This window comes from Synechocystis sp. PCC 6803 substr. PCC-P (assembly GCF_000284455.1).
In the GTDB taxonomy this organism is placed as follows: Bacteria; Cyanobacteriota; Cyanobacteriia; order Cyanobacteriales; family Microcystaceae; genus Synechocystis.
Window position 1 is genome coordinate 1,205,734 of record NC_017039.1, and the last position, 23,306, is coordinate 1,229,039.

Genomic DNA, 23,306 nt, shown 5'->3' on the forward strand with positions numbered 1-23,306 from the left:
CGAAAGTCCCCCTTTTTAAGCCGGAGCTTTAGTGAGGAGATTTGGGGGGATAAATACCTAGCCTCGCACTTTTCAAACACTTTCTAAGACGAGCAGATAATTTTGGGTCTATCCCCGTCCCTTTGACCGGGTAATGATTTCAGCATAGGTAAAATTTTTTAGGCTAAGTATGGACAATGACTGTTATTTACCTGGAAATTGGAAATTCTGTCATTCCCACGGGAAAGGCCGCCCTAACCCCGTAAAATAAGGGGCAATTAGTTTTCTCGTATTTTTTCCATTGTTGTGAATACCACGGCTTCTTCCCCTTGGCCCCCCTTTCTCCAGCAGTTGTTGGACCGGCAATCCCTCACCCGTCAGCAGGCAGTGCAGTTAATGGAGGGTTGGCTGGACGACGATATTCCACCGGCCCTTTCCGGAGCGATACTGGCGGCAATCCAAGCTAAGGGGTTAGATCCCGAAGAGTTGACGGGCATGGCCCAGGTACTCCAGGAACAGTCCCAGGGGAACCAAGGGCGGGAGATGGTGGCCCCGTTGGTAGACACCTGTGGCACTGGGGGGGATGGCTCTTCAACTTTTAATATTTCCACGGCGGTGGCTTTTGTGGTGGCCGCGGCTGGGGTGAAAGTAGCTAAACATGGTAACCGTTCTGCTTCTAGCAAAGTTGGCTCTGCTGATGTCCTAGAGGCGTTAGGGCTTAACCTCCAAGCTGGGGCAGACCAGGTGGCGGCAGCGGTGTCGGCAGTGGGCATCACATTCTTGTTTGCGCCGGGTTGGCATCCGGCCCTCAAAAGTGTGGCTCCCATTCGCAAAACCCTTAAAGTCCGCACTGTATTCAATTTGTTGGGCCCATTGGTTAATCCTCTCCGTCCCACAGGGCAAGTGATTGGGGTTTATTCACCAGATTTTCTCTCCGTCATGGCGATCGCCTTAAAAAATTTGGGCACTGCCAGGGCCATGGTGCTCCACGGTCGGGAGCAATTAGACGAAGCTGGTTTGGGGGCTCCCACGGACATAGCTAGTTTTAACCAGGGAGAAGTGACCCCCCAGGTATTGGATCCCCAGAATTTCGGTTTAGCTCCGGCGCCTTTGACGGCCTTAAAGGGAGGGGATTTAGCCGAAAATGTGACCATCCTCAGCCAAGTTTTGCAGGGAAAGGGAACCCAGGCCCAGATTGATGCAGTAGCACTCAATGCCTCCTTAGCCCTCCAGGTGGGCGATGCGGTGCCCTGGGGTGACCATGGCCAAGGCATTCATTTGGCCAAAGACATTTTGAGTCAGGGGGCGGGTTGGGACAAACTACAACAATTGGTAGCATTTCTGGGAAGCTAGGTTTAGTTAGTTTTAGTTTGGTTTGGCTAACCTTGTTCCCACAATTGTTGTTGCTGCTGAATCAATTCCACTCCCCGGGAAGTGCCCAAGCGGGTGGCGCCGGCCTCGATTAATGCTATGGCTTGCTCCACTGTGCGAATCCCTCCGGATGCTTTAATCCCCACCCGTCCTTGACTGATTTGATGTAACAACCGCACATCGGCAACGGTGGCCCCCTTGCCCCAGCCGGTGCTGGTTTTAAGGTATTGCACCCCTGCATCCAAACAAATTTCCGCTGCTAATCTTTTTTCCGATTCCGTGAGCCGGCCCATTTCCAAAATGGCTTTCACTGTTAGCCCTGTGGCTTCCACAATGGGGGCAATGTCGTTATAAACGGCTTCCGTATTACCGTCTTTTAATAATCCCAGATTAATTACCACATCCAATTCGGTGGCCCCCAATTCCGCTGCTTCCTGGGCCTCATAAAGTTTACTGCCGCTGGTGCTAGCTCCGGAGGGAAAACCAATTACCGCACAAATTTCCACTTTTTTCCCCCTCAACAATTCCACGGCTTGGGATAAAGCGCTGGGATAAACACACACCGCAACAAATTTATGGTGTAGGGCTTGGGCGCAGCAAGTGGCGATCGCCTCACGGGTGGTGGCGGGGTCTAGGGCAGCGTGGTCAATGTAGGGAGCAAGGTCAAACTGACGGGATTTTTCCATGGGATGAAATGGCAAGGACAGGGGCAATTACTCGACTTTTTCCTGGGGATTTCAATAAAAATCGCTAGTGGGTACCTCGTCATCGGCGGGAGCAATGGGTAAATTGCTAAAACCCTCTAGCAAGCCGTACACAGCCCAGATTGCCATGGCCCGCAGATAATGACTCGCCCGGAAAGTACCCACCGCAGTGATTGCCTCTGGAGTGCGGAACTGTAAACCATTGTTATACACCTGATTAACCACCGTCTCTGTCATTTTTAAAGCTTCTTCTTTCATGCCCATTTGGATCAAAAAGGCCGCTAAACCGAAGTTAATCCCCGTCCAAACTTCCAAGGGATGGGTATCGTTGGGATTTTGGGGGGAACCGTCGGGTAAAAGACCATTGGCGGCTCCCAGTTCACCATGGGCAAATTTGAGGAAACAGGTGTCGTACACCTTGGCTAAAGCCTTTTCAGCGTAATGGTGCTCCACCACATCCGGCAGATTCAATAACCGGGCATAAAATTGCCCACACAGTTGATCCGCCATCACCACCTTGGAACCGCTTTGACTATCTAGGTTGTAGTATTCCCCATTCCAAAGGGTGTCTTGGTACAAACTACGGGCTTGGGCTAACCAAGTTTCATACCTGGCGATCGCCGTTTGGATTTCCATAGCATCTAGATCCGTTTGTTGGGGGGGGTTTTCCAGCAGATATTGCCCCATCACCAAAGCCGCCTCTAGGGCCGCAATCCATAGCCCACCACAGTAGGCACTAATACCCTGCAAGCGCCAATCGTCAAAGGTTTGATCCGGTGCGCCGGAATTTTCGGGAATACCATCGTTATCAAGATCAAATCCTTTCAGATAATCCAACGCCGCCACAATGCTGGGCCAACATTCCCCCAAAAATTCCCCATCCGCATCGGGTAAAAGTAAAAAGTCTCGATAGACCAATAAAACAAAGTCACTGCCCAAATCCTTCCAGAGGTTACAGTCCTGGTAAGCAGTGTAATTACTCCTTTCCCAAGGATGCTCGTTGGGAGCCCCCAGATCGTGGGGAGTGGCATTTTTCACTTTGCGGGGAGCGAGGGAAAGGTTATAGCCAATTACCCGTTCCTTGGGATCTTCCGTGGGAATGGCTCGGGCAAACGCCAACATCACCGCCTGCTCCAACTTAGGCCAATGCATCAATAGCCCAAAGGAGCCGTAAAGCCGCACATCTAAGCTTTCATACCAGCGGTAGTCCATGCATTCACAGACCCCAAACTGCCCGACTGGGTCGTTTTCCGTCGCCGCTGTCCACAGGGTTCCCCCCTGGGTTAACAGGTATAACTCATTAAAGAGGGACATTTTGAGCCAATCCGGTAAACGGGGATTTTCCAGAATGGGAGCCTGCCAAGCTTCAATTTTTTTCCGCCAGGTATCGCTATGTTTCAACGCCGTGCGGATCATGGACCAAACATTTTTGCCATTGCGGCCGTAGAAATCCGTATAGCGGCGGTAATAGGTCACCCCCTGGGCAAATTCCGTAATGGGCAAATCCCACGCCAGTAGGAAGGGAATTTTCTTCGTTTTTCCTGGTCGCACAGTGAAGCGTAAACAGATAGCTCCCGCAATTTGTTCCCCCGGTTCCGCCGCCGTTTCATCCTGGATATCCGGTAGGGAGCCATTGCCCGCAAACCAATCCCACACATCTGCCCCATCCCCACTGGGATTCCAACGGTTATGGTAAAACACTTCTACGCTGGGATTACTAACGCTGGCGATGCACATTTGCCCTTCCCCTTCCCGGAGGGCTTCGTGGGGTTGTACCCGATTAAATAAACAACCAACCCGGAAACCATCCTGGATCCATTGGTTAAAATTCCCTGTACTGTCGCCCCAGCGGGGTTGGTATTCATACTCTGGGCTACCATCGTCCCGCAATTTGACAGTGGGGGATTTGATGGCATTGGTGAACCAGCCAACGCTGTTCTGCCAGGTGAGCATAATGCTCAGGGTGATGGGTTTATCGGTGGGATTATGGACAGTCCAATCAAAAACCGCCAGGGGATAGCTACTTTCCTGGTAGTTGCCGCCCCACACTGGGGAAAACTGTTCACAAATTAATTCACTTTTAAAAACGTCTTTATATTCGTACCAACTGCGGGGATAGAGGGCGCTGTATTCTCCCTTTTCTTTGGGGTACCATTGCCAACGGTCCAAACTGCCATCTTCAGGGGCTTCCGTTGCCATGGCATAGGCTTTGGCTTCTTCCCCTGCCACCTGTTCGTAAACACTAAATTGACAAGCAGGCAAATTTTTAAAAATGTGGTTGCCCCCGTCCAAATGCCACAGGTTAAATTTCCCCGTTGGCGATCGCCCAATGCAACCGGCTCCAAACCCCCCTAGGGGCATACCATGGTCCGGGCCATCGTCAAGGTTACTGGCGTAGCGTACAGTGTAGGGCTTTTCCCAATCCTTACCAATGGATCGTTGCCAAGCGCAGGCAGGAATTTCAGGTTTCTGGACTAACAGGGACATTGGCGGCAGGGGCTGTGGATTGGTTAGTTAACTGTCTGCATCATGGTAATCGAACCGGGAATATGGGGGAAGGGACAGCGATTAGGATAGACTCAGTTCTTGCCATGGATAGTCGTTCAATCCCTGTTTTTGTTAGCCCGAGTCAAATAAACCACAGACCTAAACCCTAAAATGGGCTTGTTATCGAGAAATTAAGCTGTGAGCGTTATTGTCCCTGAAGATATTTTGACGGCAACCCCCATGACTGAAGCTGAAATGCGCCAGGAAATTGCCATTATGCTTTTTCAGAGAGAAAAATTGACCCTGGCCGAAGCCAGTCGCTTTGCGGAGATGCATAGAGTTCCATTCCACCATCAACTTTCTAGGTTCCCCATTGAAAAGGCGATCGCCAAAAGATCAGTCAAGTCATATTCCGGCGAATGACCATTTCAGCCCTTAATTATTTTGGTTAGCAACGAATTTATTAACCAGTTCAACATCAATATCTAACTCCTTGGCAATTTCGGCAATTGTAAGACCTAATTTCTTCAACAGGGGTATGGTTTCTAGTTTCGCCTCCAGCCTACCTTCTAGTTTGCCGGCAATTTTACCCTCCTCTAAAATTTCTTGATAGACAGCGGATTCTTTCATAATTTCACTCCTTAAAATTGTCTTGATCAGCTCAGGGGCCAACAGAATCCCTCCAAAAACAGAGGTTGCTGCCATGAGATTTGCCTTAACCCGATTATCCTCAATCTGTTCCAATGCAGTCGCCACTTCCCTCAATTTTAATGTAGGGTCAGAGGTCTGCGTCAATACCGCTAGGGGTAATAACCCTGGACTTTGGAGAAATGTCTCCGATGGTTGCTCCCAAAGCCGAATCGCTTGATAACGGTGTAAAGTCTCCCCCACCTGAAAACTATCCTGATAAACTAAATCATTGTTACTACGTTTCAGGTAGATGACAAATTGGTGCATAGTCTTCTGGGGGAAACGACGATAAACCCTTACCCGATAGTCCAACATCCGAAAGCCCATGGTGGGGTCAGGCTCCGTTTGGAATTCCAGATGCAACACCAAGTCTTCCGATTGCTCCAAAATCAGGGAGTCAGCCCGAATTGGCTCCAGGGAAAGTTCCGTCGGACTCAGCTTAGTCAATTTAATGGGTCGTCCCAGTAACCAGGCGGCATAGTCTTCGGAAAAGGATTCGGCCAGAAATTTGCACAGATTGTCAAACATACCCGAATTTTACGATCGCCAATGGTTGGAACGAATTAAACTAGCAAGTAAACAAAGTTCTTATTTTCCCCATCTTGACCAAGTCAGATAGAGGAGTTAGTTATTTAAGTCCAATTTGGATAATTGTTACTAAATTTAATGTTTAACCACCAATAATTATAGTACAAAAATGACTTGAGATGATAACTATGAATTTTAAACTGGAACAAGCGTTGGCTATGGTATTTATCATCGCCCCGCCCCTGGCGAGCACCAACCATCTATTAGCTAGTTCACCCAGTTATTATCCCCCAGCACAAACCCTGGTAGCCCAAGGTAATCAAGCAGAAATGGCCTATGCACAAATGGATCAATCCATGACCAATGCCATGGGGGAAATTGTGCCCTTTTTGACACTGCTTAGTGAGATGGAAAACGTCCAAACTGATGAGCAATTACTGGCGTTGGCCCAACAGCTATATCCCATGGCTAATCGTATTACTAATAACTTTAGCCAAGCTTATCAAGCGGGGGAAGTGCTGTTACCAATGTTGCCAGCCGGTTCCATGGAGACTCAATATTTGAGCACAGTGGTTGCCATTAACGGTTTAGGGTCTCTGGCTTTTTCCCCTTGGCAAGAAATTCTTGGCCAGATTCAACAGGCCTATCAGGCAGAAAATACCGCCATCCTACAAGCGGCGATCGCCAAAGTACCACCAGCCATTAACAAATTAGCTGAGTTTGGGGGACAGCTCCAGTCCGTATTTCAGCAGGGGCAACAAATCCAAGCATCCCAAGCTTCAGCTTCTTCTAACATGTCTCCAGAGTATTATCAGCGGATGTCTGACATCTACCGCATGGGTCATGAAACTAGCATGGGAATTTTGAACAATATACGCTCTGATGGTGAATGGCATTACAACTATAGTACCGGCAGAGATGAATACCAGTATTACTAAAGGTGGATAAACCAGTCCCCAGCAGTAAATTTTTGCCGAGCATCAAGTTTTGATAGCGCTCAGGAAATACCTTGGCCATAGAACTCGTTGGACGTCCTTCCACTAGATGAGGTCATTCCATAGAAAGTGCTTGAAGAGTTTTAGGCAAGCCTTTGAAGGATGAGATGGCGTTGCCAACATCCCACGGGGTTAGCTAGCAGAGCGTCAGAGAAAACTCACTACTTCAACACCAAAGGAAAAACCCTCAACCTTGCTTGCGGGGAATTTGGGGAATTTAATGATGGTTGCCCCTTGTGTGCCGCTTGGAGTTTATCTGTCATGGCGATCGCCAAAAGTTTTTGCCAGTTACTGGTGGGAGGCAAAGTTAAAGCCCGTCTTTCTGTGAAGTCTATATTTGATGGCACCGTGGATTACCACCGTGCATTGGGGATGTTGTAGGCGATCGCCGAATCATCGACGCATTCCGCCAGAAATACTGCCCCAAAACCACCAGTACCCAGTAAAGACTGCAGGACATACCGCCCGCCTAGGCACTTTTGCTCTAAACTTCTCCAGGACGACAAAAACATAGGCTTTCAGTGTAAACAGGCAAAGGTACTATGTAAAACTATGCCCTCCTGAAGACCATCATAGGTTCGCCCACCAAAAGCGAATATAAAGATTAGTAAAGAAAATTACTTTGCCAACCCCAACATCCGGCGATAATGCAAGCTTCAGCGAAAAGCAAGAGATTCTAGAAGAGATTAGAGCAATTTCAAGATAATTCCATTAATTGCTTGACTATTATTAGAGTTAGAATTCTTAGTTAATCGTCCCTTTTTGGAGAAGTATGCCGCAATCGGAATCAAACATTGCCCTGCTAATTGATGCGGATAATGCCCCAGCGTCCAAAATTGAGGCGATCGTATCGGAAATTGCCAAATATGGAGTAGCCAATATTCGTAAAGCCTATGGCAATTGGAAAAGCCCTAACCTAAAAGCCTGGGAAGAATGTTTACATGAGTATGCCATTCGTCCCGTGCAACAGTTTGATTACACCAAGGGTAAAAATGCCACCGATGCCGCCATGATTATTGATGCCATGGATTTGCTCTACACCCAACGGTTGGACGCCTTTGCCATTGTGTCAAGTGATTGTGACTTTACCCCTTTAGTAATGCGGATTTTGACCAATGGACTAAAAGTTTATGGCTTTGGGGAGAAAAAAACTCCCTTGCCTTTTGTCTATGCTTGTTCGACATTTTTATACTTGGAAAGTATTGATCAAATTGAAAACTCTGAAGGGGCGACCCAAAGTTCCACTAGTGTTAAGAAAACTGGGAAGGAATTGAAACAAGACGCAAAATTAATTAGTTTACTTAGGAGTGCCATTTCCAGCACCATTGACGACGATGGCTGGTCAAGCTTAGCTGAAATTGGCGGCCACATCAAAAACCAAGCATCCTTTGATTCCCGCAACTACGGCTATGCCAAGCTAAGTAGTTTATTTGAGGCGATTGATTTGTTTGAAATTGAGCGTAAAAACAGGGCAATTTACGTTAGGAATAGACAAAAAAAGTCCGCCACATCTAAGTCCTAGTTCTGGGCTGCACTATAGCTGAAAGATTTCAATACTCTACTAGAACGAAACTAGCTGCAGTTCTCAATCTAGGCCTATAAAAATTGGCCAGTATAGCCGGTATTCGGATAGCCACAATTACTTAATAGGGTACATCTTCTACTGGCAAAGTTAATTACAATAGCAGAAGATGCACCAACGAATTTAGTGGCTATGGCTTTTTATCTGTTTATCTGTCATTGATAAATTGCTAAAGTTTGGCGTGGGCACCATCACAGAAGGGGGGATTATCGGTGTGCTTACAAAGACACAGGGCTACCTTTTGTGATTTCTCTAGGGTGAACTTTTGTGGGGTAAACCCCGTACCTTTATGTTTGCCATCACAGAAAGGTTGGTTGGTGGAATTGCCGCAGGCACACCAATAATAGTCTCCGGCTTCAAGCTCCATAACCATGGGTTTTGTATCGGCAATGGTTGGTTCAGTCATTATTTTCTCCTCTCAGGATATTGGTAAAAATTGGGTAAAATCGACAACACTAAGGTAGGTCAAATAGTAGAAATTCCGTTGCTTCCCCCTGGCCGGTACAGGTGATGGCTTGCTCTTCGTTAATGCCTGCTCCGTCTCCGGTTTTCAGGGTTTTTCCATTCAATGTCAGATTGCCTCGGATAATCTGTAGCCAGGCTCTACGGTTAGATAGGCTGTAGCTGACTGTTTCCCCTTGCCCCAGAACGGAAGCATAAATGCAAGCATCTTGGTGGATAGTAACGGAACCATTCCGACCATCGGGGGATGCCACTAGCCTTAATTGTCCCTGTTTGTCTTCCGGGGAGAAAAACTTTTGCTCATAACTGGGTTCTACCCCAAATTGATTGGGAGTGATCCAAATTTGCAACAGATGAACGGGTTGATCGGGGGAGGGATTAAATTCGCTGTGGAGGATGCCGGTGCCCGCACTCATGCGTTGCACATCCCCAGGACGAATAATTGAACCATTGCCGATACTATCTTTGTGTTCCAGTTCTCCCTCCAGGACGTAGGTGACAATTTCCATATCTTTGTGACCATGGGTGGCAAAACCCTGACCAGGGGCAATGTAGTCTTCATTAATGACCCGCAGATTGGAGAAATTCATGTGGGCGGGGTCATAGTAATGGGAAAAGGAAAAGCTGAAATAACTATCTAGCCAGTCGAGTTTGCCATGACCCCGGGCTTCGGAGGGGCGGAGTGTGATCATGATGACCTCCGTTATTTTTGTCGGTTGAGGTTTGTGACCTTGGTTCCCATTCTAGTTTGCATCCCCAATAAAGACAATATAGTATTTTAAGCACAGATTGCATCCAAAATAGGGACAATAGGAATATCAATGGACAAACTTGAAAGTATTTACGCCTTTACCCAAGTTGTGCGGGAGGGCAGTTTTGCGGCGGCGGCGCGGAAAATGAATCTGGGGCGATCAACGGTGAATAAGATGGTGATTGCCCTAGAAAATGAGCTTAAAGTACAGCTTCTCCACCGCAGTACCCGTAAAGTGACCCCCACCCCCACAGGGATAGCCTTTTATGAAAAATCGGTGCAAATTTTGGCAGATTTAGAGGAAGCAGAATTGTCAGTGTCCCAACTCCATGGGGAACCGAAGGGTCTGTTGCGAGTTAATGCACCCATGACCTTTGGCACCATGTACATTGCGCCGCTGGTGGCGAAGTTTATGGCTTTACATTCCCAAGTGGAAGTGCAGTTAACTCTGGAGGATCGATTTGTGGACGCGATCGCCGAGGGTTACGATTTATTGATTCGCATTGCCCAACCGCTGGAATCGGCTAGTTTGATCTGTCAACCTTTATTTCAGACTAAGTTACTACTCTGTGCGTCACCGGAATATTTAGCTGTACGGGGAATGCCCCAAGCTCTCGAGGATTTACAGCGCCACAATTGCTTACTTTATGGTTATTCCAGTGGGGGGAGTCAGTGGCAATTTCTCGGTCAAGCAGGGGAAAAAGTTATATCTGTTAGTGGCAATTTTTGCTCCAATAATGGGGAAGCTTTGGCGATCGCCGTGGCCCAGGGTTTGGGGATTGCGTTATTGCCCCAATTTATTGTCCAACCCTATTTAGAGGCAGGAAAAATGCAAATCATCTTGCCGGACTATTGCCTACGGGAATTAACTGTTTCCCTGATTTATCCGGTTAACCGCCACCTGGCCACTAAAGTTAAACTCTTTACGGAGTTTCTCCAAGACCATTACCGCAAATAAGCAATGGTTACCCCAGCTCCCCCGTCATTTTGGGGCGCTAGGGCATAACTTTTTACCAAGGGATGGTGGGACAAATATTCCTGCACTCCTTGGCGTAATTTTCCCGTACCTTTGCCATGGATAATCCATAACACCCCGGCATCTAAAGCTTGATTAAGGGCTTTTTCCAAGCGGGATTCGGCCCGCTCTAGGCGATCGCCGCGGCAGTCCAACGTATTTTTTTCTGTCCGCACTAGCACCGGCGGGGATTTAGCTTCAGTTGCTGGAGGCTCGGCTTTAACTTTTTTCGGCACAGGTTCCGACTTAGGAGGCGGCTCCACCTTTTTGCCGTTTAGGGATTCAATGTCCGCCATGGGCACCGTCATTTTCATCAAACCTAGGGTGACGTTAACAGTTTGGGCAGTGGCATTGACCTGGGTCACTTCGGCGGTTTGGCCAAAACTAGGAATACGAATACGTTCCCCCACTGTGGGCTGGTAACCAATTGGTTTAGGGGCAACTTTTGCTTTTTGTTCAGCCTGAATCTGTCCGAGAATCTCCGTCGCCTGCTGAGCCTTTTGAGCGCTAGGTTTACCCCGTTGCAGTTGGCGGATAACTTTGGCAATTTCTTCCTTGGCGGCGGCGATCGCCTGTTGCACTTCCTGGTCTTGATAAGACTTTAATTCCCTTTCCCTCGCCTGCAGACTGGCCGCTTTTTGGGAAACCTGTTGGTAAAAAATTTCCGTTTCCTGGAGTAGCTTTTGTGCATTGGCTGCCTTTTGTTCCTGTTCCCGTCGCTGACTCTCCAACCCCGCAATGACTTGGTTAATGTCTTCGGAAAAACCGCCTAATTTATCCTTAGCCTGTTCAACTATGGCTAGGGGCAAACCTAAACGTTGGGCGATCGCCAGGGCGTTGGAACGGCCAGGAATCCCCCAAAGCAAACGGTAGGTGGGGCTGAGACTTTGGTCATCAAATTCCACTGAGGCATTTTCAAACCGGGCATCCTGGTATTTCAGCGCCTTCAATTCCCCATAATGGGTGGTGGCCACCGTTAAACAGGGCTGGTCTGCTAAATGACGCAATAGGGCGATCGCCAGGGCACTACCCTCGGTAGGATCGGTGCCGGCCCCTACTTCGTCCAGCAAGACTAAAGATGGAAAAATTGGATGGTTGGGAGAATCAATTTCCGGGTCCAATACATCCTGAACTCCAGAGGGCAAAGCCTGCAAAATGCGGATAATGCGGCAAATATGCCCCGAAAAGGTGGAAAGATTTTGTTGTAAAGACTGTTCATCGCCAATATCCGCTAATATCTGGGCAAACCAGGGCATTTCCACTGTTTCCTTAGCAGGAATGTATAACCCCACTTTGGCCATCAAGGCCACCAAACCCAGAGTTTTGAGGGTAACGGTTTTGCCGCCCGTATTGGGTCCAGTAATGGCAATGACTCGAATTTGAGAATCAATGGTTAACGTGATGGGAACCACAGCGGGCCCCCCTTCTTTTTCTGCCTGCCAATGGAGCAGGGGATGGCGCAATTGTCGTAACGTAATCGGCTTTTCATCTCCTGGGGTCAACCATTGGGGAGGATGGGCCCCCAACCAAAAGCTATAGCGTACTCTGGCCGTGGCCAAATCCAAGCGGGTGGCGATCGCCAACAGATGTTCCAAATCCAGCAGAACTTCTAAAACTTGATCACTCAGTTGTCGCAGAATCCGTTCTTCTTCCGTTTGCTCCTGACGACGGGCTTGCCGCAGTTTATTGCCCAATTCCACAATGGCTTGGGGCTCCACATACAGGGTGTTACCACTGGCGGAACTATCATGGACAATGCCGGGCATCTGTTCTTTGTAACCCGCTTTGATGGGTAAAACAAATCTGTCCCCCCGTTGGGTAATTACTGCTTCCTGGAGGGCATTGCTTTGGCGTTGAATGATTTTTTGTAGCTTTTGCTGGATTTGCTCCCGTACAGCCTTTAATTTTTGGCGAATTTCCCCCAATTTGGGGCTAGCCCGCTCGGCCACTTTGCCATCTTCCCCTAGGCAATGGTGGATGGCCTGTTCCAATTCCGGTAGGGTTCTTACTTCCGCCACCAAGGTTTGCAAAATTTCCAGGTCATCCCGTTCTTCGATGACCCGCCGCAATCTCCTTACCCCTGCTAACGTGCCGGCGATCGCCAACAGTTCCAGCCCCGTAACCAAACCGCCCCGTTCTACCCGGGCCAAAGGTTCAGTAATGTCGGCAATACCTTTAAAATGCCAATTACTTTCCGGAGAATTTTCAATCGATTCCACCGCCTGGGTTTGGGCTAGCAATTCCCGACTTTCTTCCCACTGGGAAGGGGGCAATAAGTAGCGGGCGGCGATCGCCCCTAAGGGAGTTTGGGTAAAAGTGGACAAATGCTGACAAAGCCTGGGCCACTCCAACAGGGCCAAGGTCTCTTCCGCAATGGTTAAATTGGTGGAATCACTCACTCTTTATGTCTTCGCGCATACTAAATCTATTAACTGTCCTGGTTATCCTCAGAAAAATCCACAAGCACTATGGTGATGTTGTCCGAGCCGCCGGCATTTTTGGCTTCTTCAATTAATTGGACAGCCTGATCATCACAATTCCCCTGACCAGTGAGGATTTTTTCAATTAAATTATCGGGCACTTCCTCCGTTAAGCCATCGCTACACATCATAAAGGTGTCTCCCGGTTGGGCATCTAGAGCTTCCACCTCGATAAAATTCAAATCCTGCCGCCCCAAACATTGAAACAGCACATGGCGCCAGGGGTGGACCTTAGCCTGGGCCGGGTCAATGTCCCCCATTTTCAAGGCCCTGGCCACCCAGGTATGGTCCTCCGTCACCCGCTCCAATTGCTGATTTCGTAAACGATATAGGCGAGAATCCCCCACATGGGCCCGCCAAGCACCATCTTCCCGAAAGGCGATTAACACTGCGGTGGTACCCATATCCCGCCGTTCCAGGTTAATTTTTTGATCCTCAAGAATACCTTCATTGGCATCCATTAGTGCATCCCTCAGCAATTGTTCCGAGGTAATCTCCGATTGCCAGTAGGTGTCCAGGTAATCCCGTACCCTTTCCACTGCAATCCGACTGGCCTCTTCTCCTCCGGCGTGCCCCCCCATACCATCGGCGACAATGTAAAATCGTCCCTCTGGATCAAGGTAAAAACTATCCTGATTGTACTGACGAACTAGACCGGGATCCGTCTTTCCCGTGGAACTACAACTAACAACTGATAAATTCACTTCTGTCACAGGCCTTAGAAAATTGGGTTAGTTTTTAGTGGGCAGAGAGAGAGTGCTTGTCTTTTAAAACATCCGGTCCTGTCTTTCCAAACGTTTTAATAATCGCCAGAGGGCAAAGGCTGGCACCAATGACATTAATAATACAACCGCCGCCGCCATAAAATAATTATTTACAAACAATAGCGTGGCTGATAGGACCAAAGCACAGGTAAATAAAACATAGTTGGTGCCCATTTGCATAGTACCCATCCGTCGCAAAAGTCGATCAGTTTCCGTTGATCTAACCCGAACTCGGATATCTCCCCGGTCTAAACGGTCAAGGCTGTCTTCAATGCGCCGGGGTAGCCCCAAGGCACTATTACCCACCTGCACCGCCTGGCGACCTAGTTCATCCATAATGTTACCGGCGGGGTTAAAACCATTGGAATTGTTCATAATTTGTAAAGCGAAGGGTTGGGCCACAGCCATGAAATTGAAATCCGGATCTAACCCTTTTCCCACCCCCTCCAGGGTCGAAAAAGCCCGCATCACAAAGGTAAAAGTTGCCGGAAAACGGAAAGGTTGATCGTAGGCAATCTCGTAAAGGTCGTCACTAATTTTGGTAATGGACTGTTCTTCAAAGGGTTTATCCATGAAGTTATCCAACAAAAATTGCACCGATCGCCGGATAGGGCCCATATCTTCCGTTTCCTTCAGGGCTCCCAGGGCCACCAGGGAATTGACAATGCGCTCGGCATTTTTTTCCGCTACCCCGAATAGGGTATCCATGAGTTTATTTTTCGTGTCCGGGGTAATTTCCCCCATCATGCCAAAGTCATAGAAAATTAATTCCCCTGCTTCCGGGCTGACGGCCAAATTACCAGGGTGGGGATCGGCATGGAAAAAGCCATGGTTCAGCAGTTGGAACAAGTATGCTCGGGCCCCCAGTTGGGCCAACTCTTTTCGTTCTAACCCCGCCGCTTCTAGGGCATCGTAGTGGCTGATTTTAATGCCGGGCAAATATTCCAACGTCAAAATTTGGGTGGAGGTGTAGCGCCAATAAACCCGGGGCACCTTAACCCAATCTTCCCCCCGGAAGTTACGCCGAAAGGTATCGGCACTGCGTCCTTCCCGGAGATAATCCGTTTCCTGCCAGAGGATTTTGCAACATTCCTCGTAAATGCCGTTCCAGTCCCGGCCCCGGCCCCATTTGGGATGGTTTTGGAAATATTGGGCAATTTTTTTCAGGATGGCCAGGTCAATGGTAAACAGTTTTTTTAACCCTGGCCGTTGCACTTTCACCACCACATCTTCGCCGGTGTGCAACTGAGCTTTGTGCACTTGGCCCAAGCTAGCTGCTGCTAAAGGGACGGGGTCAAAACTACGATACAGTTTGGCGATCGGTTTACCTAATTCCTCTTCAATGATGCCGGCGGCCTGTTCGTAGCTAAAGGCGGGCACCTCATCTTGAAGCTTGGACAGTTCCTCCACATATTCCGCTGGAAACAAATCGGAACGGGTGGAAAATAACTGTCCCACTTTAATGAAGGTAGGACCAAGGCTAAGCAAATTTTCTCGAATCCATTTGGCTTGACGCCGCCGCCGTTGCTGGAGTTTTTCTTCCGTGTAACCTCCGGCATAGCTCCACTTTTTGCCGTTTAACCAGAATTGGTACAGCAATGTCAACACAAAGCCCCAAATATCGATGCGCCGCCGGGTGATGGAATAGTTACCCCGATTCCAGCGATACCGACCCTCCGCTTCTAGGGGCGATCGCCGTTGGGGGGGCAGAGATTCAGAATAGGAATTTGTGGGCTCAAGCTTAGTGGATAGGGCAGACACACTGATACAAAGAAAGGACTAAAGGAAATAATACGGAATGGGAAGATAGGGAATTAAATTTATGAAGTAGGGGTTTCTTCGTGTTTTTTTTCAGGATGGACATTAGGGATTACATAGGTGCGACCGCTGATAGCCTCTCTTCTTTTTGTGTCTTCGTACATTGCCTGTAAATCGTGGTTAAAAGACTTAGAGTAAGCACGACGAAGTTTATGAATTTTTTCAACGATTTCATCCTTAAACATGGCTAGTCTCCTAAAAGTTCATAGGGCGTAAACAGTATCGGTAATTTGAATCCAAAATCAAACTCTGACTAGGTCTAGCAGTTAGATATTCAAAAATACTGGTTTTTAGGTAAACAGTTTCAGCCATGAAAGTTCGGTTAACCCTGGTTATCCCGGTAGTTTTTCAACTCGGATTTGAGGCTAGCAATTTCTGCCCGCAGTTTATCCAATGTTTCCTGCAACTCATCCGCACTAACCGGGCCATCCACCGTGGCGATCGCCGCCCCCTCCTGGGTGACATCATTGGCCGCGCGGGATTGCACCTCGGCAATGAATTGACGTAGGTTTTCCCGTTGTTCCGCATCAAACTTGCCCAACTCACTCAGGGCATTGGTTACGCCGTCTTCTACCTTTTCGCTGAGGACTTCGGCAAAGGCGCGGCCGAGAAAAAAGGCCTGGAGGACTTGGTTTTGCATGGACTTTTTTTATGGTTGCATTTGTAAAGAATTATAACGTGCCCCACCATGATTCTCATCCTCCCCCTGGGAATCTAAATTCCAGCCGGCTTGGGGAGGGAAACTTTGCTCAGAACGGAACAGACCACCACTGTCCTGGGGCTCCGTGGGCACCGACGGGTCTGCCACTACCCTGGGGGGAGCCGACCGTAGAGCCATGCCAAAGCCCATGCCCGCCGCCAACATAATGCCCGCTGTGAACACAAGAGTTTGTCCCAGGGGATGGGGAGCTAAAATGCGCATACGTATGAAGTTAACTGTTTGCTAACTGTAGAATAAAAGGCCAGCCTAGGCATCGGGGAAGGTATTTTCAAAATCTTCGATCAAGTCGTCTAATTCCGCCAGAGCTTGGGAAACGTCCAGGGAAAGGATGCCCAGGTTAGGTTGCTCCGCCAGGTCTTCGAGGAATTTACGCTTTTGTTTGATGGTCAGGATGCGTTCTTGCAACGTGGTTTTATCCAGCATGGTGATTAAGGAAAATTAGGAGTTCACTTTTGAGTTATAGCCCTTTTCAGCCGGGCTAACAATGGCACAATCTACAACGCCAGCAAAATTTTAAGGGTTTGCTTAACCGGGAGTTTGGCCATCAAGAAGGCAAATTAATGGACTCGAAGACTCAGTCCATCGAATGTCTGACCATCACCAAGGGCCTCTTCGGTAGACATAATGGGAATTTCTAATCATGGCAACGCTTCTCCATTACCAACGAATGCGGGGGTCCACCAGTTGGTAAATCAAATCCGCCAAACTACTGAAAAAGACAATTAAAACGGCATAAAGAAAAGTGACCGCCATCACCACGGGGGTGTCACTGCGATAAATGGATTCAATTAACAAAGCTCCAATGCCTGGTACTCGGAAAACCTGCTCAGTTACTAAAGCTCCGGTGAAAATGGTGGGTACATCCAGGGCAATAAGGGTGATTAGGGGCAAAGAAGCATTTTTTAAAAGATGGTTTTTCAACATTCCCCAGGTGCCTAAACCTTTGGCATAGGCGGTGCGAATGTAATTTTGGGGCAACTCTTCCAACGCGGCGGAACGGACAAAGCGTAGAATTACCGCCGATTGATAGAACACTAACACCCCCACTGGCATCAATAGTTGACGGATTTGGGTTCCCAAACTAGCCATGCTATCCACCGTCAGAGTGCTGTCGTAAATGAAGGGTAACCACCTCAACTGCACACTAAAAATTAGGATGAACAGTAACCCGGTCAAAAAAGTGGGCAGGGAAAAGCCCATTAAACTGATGCCACTGATTAACGGTTCCCACCACCGTCCCCGGTACAATGCCGCTGTCACTCCCAAAGGAATGGCGATCGCCAAACTGATCAGGTAGGCCGTGCCCATTAACCACAACGTTGTCGGTAGCCTTTGACCAATCAAATCAATTACGGGACTACGGCTGGTGAAGGAATAACCCAAATCCCCCTGCAAAAGACTCCATAACCATTTTAGGTAACGGATGGGTAACGCTTGGTCCAGCCCCAAACTGCGGCGCAAATTGTCCCGCACTTCCTGGGAAATGGAGGGGTTAGTGGCCAATTCCCCCAAAGGATTGCCCGGGGCGAGGGCTAACAAACTAAAAATCACTAAACTAATGCCCAACAAGGTGATGACGGCGATCGCCAAACGTTTACAGATCAGGCCAACGGCAGGGGGCAAGGGGGACATGGGCATAGATAACAGTGGGACGCACCAAGGCAATTAAGCACAAAAAGGGGAATTTTTTCTGTAACTGACAGCTTAAACTTTTGTGATAGGCTATGCGAGATAAACCGATCTAAGCTTAATTTTTCAGGGGATTGCCATGCGTGTGGGGCTGTTATTTGGTGGGTGTTCTGGGGAGCATGAAGTCTCGATCAAATCCGCCCAGGCGATCGCCAAAGCATTGGCCAGCGACGATAACCAAACCAAATATCAAGTAAGCCCTTTTTATATTCAAAAAAATGGCGTTTGGCTGGGGCCAGACGTTTCTCAACAGGTTTTGGACCAGGGAGTTCCCTGGGGGGATCAGCCCGTTACGGCCGGACAACGGTGGCAGTTTCCCCCCGAAGCGGCCCGAATGGAGGTGTGGTTTCCCATTTTGCACGGCCCCAACGGTGAAGATGGCACAGTGCAGGGGTTATTTAGTTTGATGCAAGTGCCCTATGTGGGCAGTGGCGTGCTGGGTTCCTGTGTGGGCATGGATAAATTGGCGATGAAAATGGTCTTTGAACGGGCAGGGTTGCCCCAGGTCAATTACATGGGGGTAGAACGGGGGGAAATTTGGTCTAATCCCTGTGTTTTTCCGGCTTTGTGCGAAAAAATTGAAGCCCAGGTGGGCTATCCCTGTTTCGTTAAACCGGCCAACTTAGGCTCCTCCGTGGGCATTGCCAAAGTGCGGAACCGTAGTGAATTGGAAGCAGCCCTAGACAACGCCGCCAGTTACGATCGCCGCATCATTGTCGAAGCGGGTTTAACGGATATTAGGGAAGTGGAATGTGCGGTGCTGGGCAACGAAAATCCCCAAGCTTCCGTGGTGGGGGAAATCACCTACGACAGCGACTTTTACGATTACGAAACCAAATACACCGATGGCCGCTCCCAAATGCATATCCCCGCCAACTTACCTAAAGCTGTGGTGAACCAGATCCAGACCATGGCCATTCAAGCTTTTAAAGCTGTGGATGCGGCGGGCTTAGGACGATTGGACTTTTTCTATCAACCGACTACGGGGCAGATTGTCATCAACGAAATTAACACCCTGCCTGGTTTCACCGCCTTTAGTATGTATCCCGAACTGTGGCGAGCTTCTGGGGTAGAATTTCCTAGCTTAGTGGATCGATTATTACAGTTGGCATTGGACTACCATGGCCGTCCCGGTCACCAATAAGTGCTTGCTGGTGATCCATCGGAATCACCGATAATCTCCGCTGAAACGCTAAATTTTTCACTCCCAAGGCTTTATTCCCTATCCATATGGCCCGTTTGTCCCAGGAATTGCAGGATTATTTCTTTAAGGAAGACCGTGGCCCGACGGTGAACCTGGCCCAGGTTTTGGCGATCGCCAAGGAGAAAATTTTTGGCATTGTTCTAGTAATTCTTTCCCTCCCTTCGGCTTTACCGATCCCGGCCCCCGGTTATTCCACCCCCTTTGGCGTACTAATTTTTCTGGTGGCAATTCAATTGATGGCTGGTCGTCAGGAGCTCTGGTTACCCCTCTCCTGGCAAAGCAAAACCATTAAAACCAGCAAGGCCCAAGGCATTGTCAAAGCTGGTTTACCCTGGTTGAAAAGACTAGAGGCGATCGCCCACCCCCGCTTCCCCCTCGTTTGTCAAAGTCGCCTGGGCAAAATTCTCATGGGTATTACCGTTGGCTCCATGGCCATTTCCATGATGATTCCCATTCCTGGCACCAACACCCTGCCGGCCATGAGTATTTTCATCACTGGTTTTGGTCTCCAGGAGGATGATGGCTTAATTACCGGAGCAGGGATGATTTTTTCCGTTTTAATTGGCGTCCTGATGGTTTCTGTGATTTACGTTTTCTTCAACGGCGGTATTACCATCATTGACATTCTTAAAGATTGGCTCAAAGTCCAGTTTGGCGGGGCTTAAATCCTTAATCTGAGAGTTTTTTGTCTAGTCTTGCTTCAAAAGAGTTGTTGTCCAAACCTTTAGTAAACCGGGTAAACTCTTGCGGGTTTTACTGGCTAAGCCTATTTTCCAGATACGTTTTAAGCCTTTTCTAGGGGAGCCATGGTCAAACCTTCCCGCCGTAGTTGTTGATGGTACAATTCCGCCTGCTCCTGGGGCCCCACCCAAACAATGGCTAAGCCGTCGAAGTGGACTTGATTAGTTAATTCCCAAGCCCGATCGCCGGTCATGCCGGGGATGTATTTAAGCAAGCAATCGGACACATGCTGAAACGTGTTGAAATCGTCGTTGAGGACAATTACTTTAAAGTTGGGATAGGTTTTGCGGACTGTGCTAGTTAGGCGATCGGGGGTGCTGGTGGCGGCGTTGCTAATCACGACAGTAATCCGGTTGCTTGAAGACTATAGCCAAATTTTATCCCGATACCCTAATCGAGTTTTAGTAGGTTTCCCCTAAATTACCCCAGCTGGTTAACGAAAATTGAATGCCAGGCCAATCCACCAAGTCCACTTTAATCATCGGTTACGGCAATACCCTGCGGGGGGACGACGGCGTGGGGCGTTACCTAGCGGAAGAAATTGCTCAGCAAAACTGGCCCCATTGTGGAGTTATTTCCACCCATCAACTCACCCCAGAATTGGCCGAGGCGATCGCCGCTGTGGACCGGGTAATTTTCATTGATGCCCAACTGCAGGAATCAGCAAACGAACCATCGGTGGAAGTTGTGGCCTTAAAAACCCTGGAACCCAACGAACTGTCAGGGGATTTGGGGCACCGGGGTAATCCCAGGGAACTCTTGACCCTGGCTAAAATTCTCTACGGCGTTGAGGTAAAGGCTTGGTGGGTGTTGATTCCGGCCTTCACCTTTGATTATGGAGAGAAATTGTCTCCCCTGACCGCCCGGGCCCAAGCCGAAGCCTTAGCCCAGATCCGCCCCTTGGTATTGGGGGAGAGATAAAGCCAAGGGAAACTCAAAATTGAAAAGTTAGGCTTCTACGGCCACAGCTTTAGCTTTTTTCTCTTTTTCAGGCTTTTCGGGGGTGAGCTTAATGCTCAAAAAGCGCATCACATTATCGTTAAGACGCATATCCCGTTCAATTAAAGCAATCTGCTGGCCTTCACCGTTGAAGTTGAACAAAACATAAATGCCATCGTTAAAGCGACGGATTTGGTAAGCTAGACGGCGTTTACCCCAAACCTTCACCGATACTTCTTCGGCGGCATTGTTGGTCAAAAATTCTTGGTATTTGGTAACTTCTTGGCTAACCCGTTCTTCATTCAGGTCGGGACGGAGAATTACCATCAGTTCGTAACTATTCACAAGCACATGACTCCTTATGGACTTTAGGGCTTAAACTCAGGCAGGCGCAGCAACCATCATCGTCTGGGCTAGTTCAGTTGCCATGGAAGACACTGTTATTCGCTAAAACCATGACTAGCTGACACCAAAGTTTGAGTAAAAGCAAGGATCTTTTATCATACTCGTTAGGGTGGCCGGGGAGCTAGGGGTTAATCCCATAGTCGAACCTTTACCAAAAGCCTGTCCATGGACTGCAATACCCCTCTGACTCTAAACTTTGGGCAATGTTGGATGGGTTACCGTCCCCTTGATCACTTTCTTTAACACCACCATGGTCCAACGTTACGTTCGTATCCAGGCTGACTCTGGCACCGTCCATTATGGTTTGTTCCAATTGGATCACAGTGTGATTTTGCTAAGTGCGGCGCCTTGGTTGGGGGGCCAAGCCCTAGATGTTGCCGTTAGTGAAGGGGATTATCGGTTACTAGCTCCCTGTGAACCTTCTAAAATCGTGGCGGTGGGACGCAATTACCGGGCCCATGCGGCGGAATTGGGTAACGATGTGCCGGCGGAACCCCTCTTATTTTTTAAACCTCCTTCGGCGATCGCCGCTGACCAGGAAGAAATTGTTTATCCGTCCCAGTCCCAACGGGTGGACTACGAAGGGGAATTGGCAGTCATTATTGGCAAACAAGTAAAAGATATTACTGAAGAAGAAGCGGCCAGCGCCATTTGGGGCTACACCATTGCCAACGATATTACGGCTAGGGATTTGCAGCGGCAGGATTCCCAATGGACGCGGGCCAAGGGCTTTGACGGTTTTTGTCCCCTGGGGCCCTGGGTAGTACGTCACATCGACCCAGAGGCCCATTTGGAAACCACCGTTAATGATGAGGAAACTCCCCGGCAAGCCACGGCCATCAGCGATATGGTTTTTACTCCCCCGGTATTAGTGAGCTACATTTCCCGAGTGATGACCCTCTACCCTGGCGATGTAATTTTGACTGGTACTCCGGAAGGCATTAGTGCCCTCCAAGTGGGAGACAAAGTGGAGGTGGAAATTGAAGGCATTGGTAATTTAACTAATACAATCATCGCGCCTCCCCTAACGGCCCCGGAGTTAGCGGAAACGGTGGAGTTGGAAGTCGAAGCAGATAATTGATCTTAATTTCCGCCTCTGCTGTGCCTTATTGACCGAGATTTTTCCCTTGCCCATGAGTGAACCTAACCTCAACCCCGCCTATACCCTCGACCAGGCGATCGCCAATTTGCAACAAACAGAAGATGCCAGTGCCCGTTACTATGCGGCCTGGTGGATTGGTCGTTTTCGCGCTGCTCAACCGGAAACCATTGCTGCTTTGTTGGTCGCCTTGGAAGATGAAACTGATCGCTCCCCGGACGGTGGTTATCCCCTGCGGCGTAATGCGGCTAAAGCGTTGGGAAAATTAGGCGATCGCCAAGTGGTGCCGGCCCTAATCAAAGCCTTGGAATGTGAAGATTACTATGTGCGAGAGTCAGCGGCCCAGGCGCTGGAAGGTTTGGGGGATGCTAGAGCGATGGCACCTCTAATGGCCAAGTTAACGGGGGGATTAGCAGCGGCCCAGCTTGTGGAGGGTAAACCCCATTTAGCCCAACCCTACGAAGCGATTATTGAAGCCCTGGGTACTCTCCAAGCTGTGGAGTCCATTGGTTTAATTGAACCGTTTCTAGAGCATTTTTCCCCGAAAGTCCAATACGCCGCCGCCAGGGCCCTATTTCAGTTAACTGGGGATAACCGTTACGGCGACCTTCTCATTACTGCTCTGGGGGGGACAGACTTACAATTACGCCGTTCCGCCATGATGGATTTGGGAGCCACTGGCTACTTGCCCGGCGCCCAGGCGATCGCCAAAGCCTTTGCAGAAAATAGCCTCAAGTTGATCGCCCTGCGAGATTTGTGGGCCACCCATCGCCAAAGGCAAGCAAGTTCTGAATCGAAGGCGCTCAGTCCAGCTAGCCGACAAATATTGGAATTAATGGATAGTTTACTCTGAAATAATTGGAAATTTACAGATTTACGGAG

Annotated in this window: 27 protein-coding genes; 11 read left to right on the top strand and 16 right to left on the bottom strand. The window is 48.9% G+C overall.

What is annotated here, in order from left to right:
* Positions 1 to 285: 285 nt before the first annotated feature.
* Positions 286 to 1,332 carry an anthranilate phosphoribosyltransferase gene (gene trpD, locus SYNPCCP_RS05630; RefSeq protein ID WP_010872292.1) on the top strand — a complete coding sequence of 349 codons (1,047 nt, stop codon included), beginning with the start codon at positions 286 to 288 and terminating at the stop codon, positions 1,330 to 1,332.
* 26 nt (positions 1,333 to 1,358) lie between these two features.
* Here trpD and deoC read toward each other — a convergent pair whose 3' ends face one another.
* Positions 1,359 to 2,036: a deoxyribose-phosphate aldolase gene (deoC, locus tag SYNPCCP_RS05635; protein ID WP_010872293.1), complete on the bottom strand. Its 678-nt coding sequence runs from the start codon at positions 2,034 to 2,036 to the stop codon at positions 1,359 to 1,361.
* A gap of 51 nt (positions 2,037 to 2,087) precedes the next feature.
* Positions 2,088 to 4,541: a GH116 family glycosyl hydrolase gene (locus SYNPCCP_RS05640; RefSeq protein ID WP_010872294.1), complete on the bottom strand. Its 2,454-nt coding sequence runs from the start codon at positions 4,539 to 4,541 to the stop codon at positions 2,088 to 2,090.
* 198 nt (positions 4,542 to 4,739) lie between these two features.
* On the opposite strand from SYNPCCP_RS05640, the gene SYNPCCP_RS05645 reads away from it, so the two are divergent.
* Complete coding sequence (locus SYNPCCP_RS05645; RefSeq protein ID WP_020861646.1) at positions 4,740 to 4,964, top strand: UPF0175 family protein; 225 nt, start codon at positions 4,740 to 4,742, stop codon at positions 4,962 to 4,964.
* Positions 4,965 to 4,976: 12 nt separating this feature from the next.
* Here SYNPCCP_RS05645 and SYNPCCP_RS05650 read toward each other — a convergent pair whose 3' ends face one another.
* Complete coding sequence (locus SYNPCCP_RS05650; protein WP_010872295.1) at positions 4,977 to 5,759, bottom strand: Rpn family recombination-promoting nuclease/putative transposase; 783 nt, start codon at positions 5,757 to 5,759, stop codon at positions 4,977 to 4,979.
* Positions 5,760 to 5,947: 188 nt separating this feature from the next.
* Between SYNPCCP_RS05650 and SYNPCCP_RS05655 the strand changes: the two genes are divergently transcribed.
* Together SYNPCCP_RS05655 and SYNPCCP_RS05660 are read left to right on the top strand one after the other, a co-directional pair.
* Complete coding sequence (locus SYNPCCP_RS05655) at positions 5,948 to 6,697, top strand: hypothetical protein (protein WP_020861647.1); 750 nt, start codon at positions 5,948 to 5,950, stop codon at positions 6,695 to 6,697.
* A gap of 159 nt (positions 6,698 to 6,856) precedes the next feature.
* The gene (locus SYNPCCP_RS05660; RefSeq protein ID WP_020861648.1) at positions 6,857 to 7,135 is read left to right on the top strand and encodes a hypothetical protein; all 279 of its coding nucleotides are present in this window, start codon (positions 6,857 to 6,859) and stop codon (positions 7,133 to 7,135) included.
* Here SYNPCCP_RS05660 and SYNPCCP_RS17310 read toward each other — a convergent pair.
* The gene (locus SYNPCCP_RS17310) at positions 7,108 to 7,266 is read right to left on the bottom strand and encodes a hypothetical protein (protein ID WP_158299073.1); all 159 of its coding nucleotides are present in this window, start codon (positions 7,264 to 7,266) and stop codon (positions 7,108 to 7,110) included. The genes SYNPCCP_RS05660 and SYNPCCP_RS17310 overlap by 28 nt on opposite strands.
* Before the next feature lie 260 nt (positions 7,267 to 7,526).
* Here SYNPCCP_RS17310 and SYNPCCP_RS05665 point away from each other — a divergent pair, with 260 nt between their 5' ends.
* Positions 7,527 to 8,276, top strand: a complete 750-nt coding sequence (locus SYNPCCP_RS05665; RefSeq protein WP_010872297.1) for an NYN domain-containing protein — start codon at positions 7,527 to 7,529, stop codon at positions 8,274 to 8,276.
* A gap of 229 nt (positions 8,277 to 8,505) precedes the next feature.
* Here the strand turns inward: SYNPCCP_RS05665 and SYNPCCP_RS05670 are convergent, their stop codons facing one another.
* Both SYNPCCP_RS05670 and SYNPCCP_RS05675 read right to left on the bottom strand, forming a co-directional pair.
* Positions 8,506 to 8,742 (bottom strand): CDGSH iron-sulfur domain-containing protein, encoded by a 237-nt coding sequence (locus SYNPCCP_RS05670; protein ID WP_020861649.1) that lies wholly within the window; start codon positions 8,740 to 8,742, stop codon positions 8,506 to 8,508.
* Positions 8,743 to 8,791: 49 nt separating this feature from the next.
* The gene (locus SYNPCCP_RS05675) at positions 8,792 to 9,490 is read right to left on the bottom strand and encodes a pirin family protein (RefSeq protein WP_010872298.1); all 699 of its coding nucleotides are present in this window, start codon (positions 9,488 to 9,490) and stop codon (positions 8,792 to 8,794) included.
* Positions 9,491 to 9,619: 129 nt separating this feature from the next.
* Here SYNPCCP_RS05675 and SYNPCCP_RS05680 point away from each other — a divergent pair, with 129 nt between their 5' ends.
* Positions 9,620 to 10,507 (top strand): LysR family transcriptional regulator, encoded by an 888-nt coding sequence (locus SYNPCCP_RS05680; RefSeq protein WP_010872299.1) that lies wholly within the window; start codon positions 9,620 to 9,622, stop codon positions 10,505 to 10,507.
* Here the strand turns inward: SYNPCCP_RS05680 and SYNPCCP_RS05685 are convergent.
* The 8 genes from SYNPCCP_RS05685 to SYNPCCP_RS05715 all read right to left on the bottom strand — a co-directional run bounded on the left by SYNPCCP_RS05685 (position 10,495) and on the right by SYNPCCP_RS05715 (position 17,985).
* Positions 10,495 to 12,963 (bottom strand): endonuclease MutS2, encoded by a 2,469-nt coding sequence (locus SYNPCCP_RS05685; RefSeq protein ID WP_010872300.1) that lies wholly within the window; start codon positions 12,961 to 12,963, stop codon positions 10,495 to 10,497. The two genes, SYNPCCP_RS05680 and SYNPCCP_RS05685, sit on opposite strands and share 13 nt — an antisense overlap.
* A gap of 29 nt (positions 12,964 to 12,992) precedes the next feature.
* The gene (locus SYNPCCP_RS05690; RefSeq protein ID WP_010872301.1) at positions 12,993 to 13,757 is read right to left on the bottom strand and encodes a PP2C family serine/threonine-protein phosphatase; all 765 of its coding nucleotides are present in this window, start codon (positions 13,755 to 13,757) and stop codon (positions 12,993 to 12,995) included.
* Positions 13,758 to 13,811: 54 nt separating this feature from the next.
* Positions 13,812 to 15,569 carry an AarF/ABC1/UbiB kinase family protein gene (locus tag SYNPCCP_RS05695; RefSeq protein ID WP_010872302.1) on the bottom strand — a complete coding sequence of 586 codons (1,758 nt, stop codon included), beginning with the start codon at positions 15,567 to 15,569 and terminating at the stop codon, positions 13,812 to 13,814.
* Between the two features lie 59 nt (positions 15,570 to 15,628).
* A complete protein-coding gene (locus tag SYNPCCP_RS05700; protein WP_020861650.1) occupies positions 15,629 to 15,811 on the bottom strand; it encodes a hypothetical protein in 183 nt (60 codons plus the stop codon).
* 137 nt (positions 15,812 to 15,948) lie between these two features.
* A complete protein-coding gene (locus SYNPCCP_RS05705; protein WP_010872303.1) occupies positions 15,949 to 16,266 on the bottom strand; it encodes a DUF6825 family protein in 318 nt (105 codons plus the stop codon).
* Positions 16,267 to 16,275: 9 nt separating this feature from the next.
* On the bottom strand, positions 16,276 to 16,548 hold the full coding sequence (locus tag SYNPCCP_RS05710) for a hypothetical protein (protein ID WP_010872304.1): 273 nt from the start codon (positions 16,546 to 16,548) through the stop codon (positions 16,276 to 16,278).
* Positions 16,549 to 16,593: 45 nt separating this feature from the next.
* Positions 16,594 to 16,770 (bottom strand): hypothetical protein, encoded by a 177-nt coding sequence (locus tag SYNPCCP_RS17420; protein ID WP_010872305.1) that lies wholly within the window; start codon positions 16,768 to 16,770, stop codon positions 16,594 to 16,596.
* 234 nt (positions 16,771 to 17,004) lie between these two features.
* A complete protein-coding gene (locus tag SYNPCCP_RS05715; protein ID WP_010872306.1) occupies positions 17,005 to 17,985 on the bottom strand; it encodes an ABC transporter permease in 981 nt (326 codons plus the stop codon).
* A 130-nt stretch (positions 17,986 to 18,115) separates the two neighbouring features.
* Between SYNPCCP_RS05715 and SYNPCCP_RS05720 the strand changes: the two genes are divergently transcribed.
* Both SYNPCCP_RS05720 and SYNPCCP_RS05725 read left to right on the top strand, forming a co-directional pair.
* Positions 18,116 to 19,180, top strand: a complete 1,065-nt coding sequence (locus SYNPCCP_RS05720; protein WP_010872307.1) for a D-alanine--D-alanine ligase family protein — start codon at positions 18,116 to 18,118, stop codon at positions 19,178 to 19,180.
* An 86-nt stretch (positions 19,181 to 19,266) separates the two neighbouring features.
* Positions 19,267 to 19,905, top strand: a complete 639-nt coding sequence (locus tag SYNPCCP_RS05725; RefSeq protein WP_010872308.1) for an exopolysaccharide biosynthesis protein — start codon at positions 19,267 to 19,269, stop codon at positions 19,903 to 19,905.
* Positions 19,906 to 20,024: 119 nt separating this feature from the next.
* On the opposite strand, the gene clpS is transcribed toward SYNPCCP_RS05725, so the two are convergent.
* Positions 20,025 to 20,321 carry an ATP-dependent Clp protease adapter ClpS gene (clpS, locus tag SYNPCCP_RS05730; RefSeq protein ID WP_010872309.1) on the bottom strand — a complete coding sequence of 99 codons (297 nt, stop codon included), beginning with the start codon at positions 20,319 to 20,321 and terminating at the stop codon, positions 20,025 to 20,027.
* Between the two features lie 107 nt (positions 20,322 to 20,428).
* On the opposite strand from clpS, the gene SYNPCCP_RS05735 reads away from it, so the two are divergent.
* Entirely contained in the window at positions 20,429 to 20,902 is a 474-nt protein-coding gene (locus SYNPCCP_RS05735; protein ID WP_010872310.1) for a hydrogenase maturation protease, read from the top strand.
* Positions 20,903 to 20,929: 27 nt separating this feature from the next.
* On the opposite strand, the gene rpsF is transcribed toward SYNPCCP_RS05735, so the two are convergent.
* Positions 20,930 to 21,271 carry a 30S ribosomal protein S6 gene (gene rpsF / locus SYNPCCP_RS05740; protein ID WP_010872311.1) on the bottom strand — a complete coding sequence of 114 codons (342 nt, stop codon included), beginning with the start codon at positions 21,269 to 21,271 and terminating at the stop codon, positions 20,930 to 20,932.
* 304 nt (positions 21,272 to 21,575) lie between these two features.
* Between rpsF and SYNPCCP_RS05745 the strand changes: the two genes are divergently transcribed.
* Both SYNPCCP_RS05745 and SYNPCCP_RS05750 read left to right on the top strand, forming a co-directional pair.
* The gene (locus SYNPCCP_RS05745) at positions 21,576 to 22,406 is read left to right on the top strand and encodes a fumarylacetoacetate hydrolase family protein (protein ID WP_010872312.1); all 831 of its coding nucleotides are present in this window, start codon (positions 21,576 to 21,578) and stop codon (positions 22,404 to 22,406) included.
* A 52-nt stretch (positions 22,407 to 22,458) separates the two neighbouring features.
* Positions 22,459 to 23,277 (top strand): HEAT repeat domain-containing protein, encoded by an 819-nt coding sequence (locus SYNPCCP_RS05750; protein WP_010872313.1) that lies wholly within the window; start codon positions 22,459 to 22,461, stop codon positions 23,275 to 23,277.
* The last annotated feature ends 29 nt before the right edge of the window (positions 23,278 to 23,306 follow it).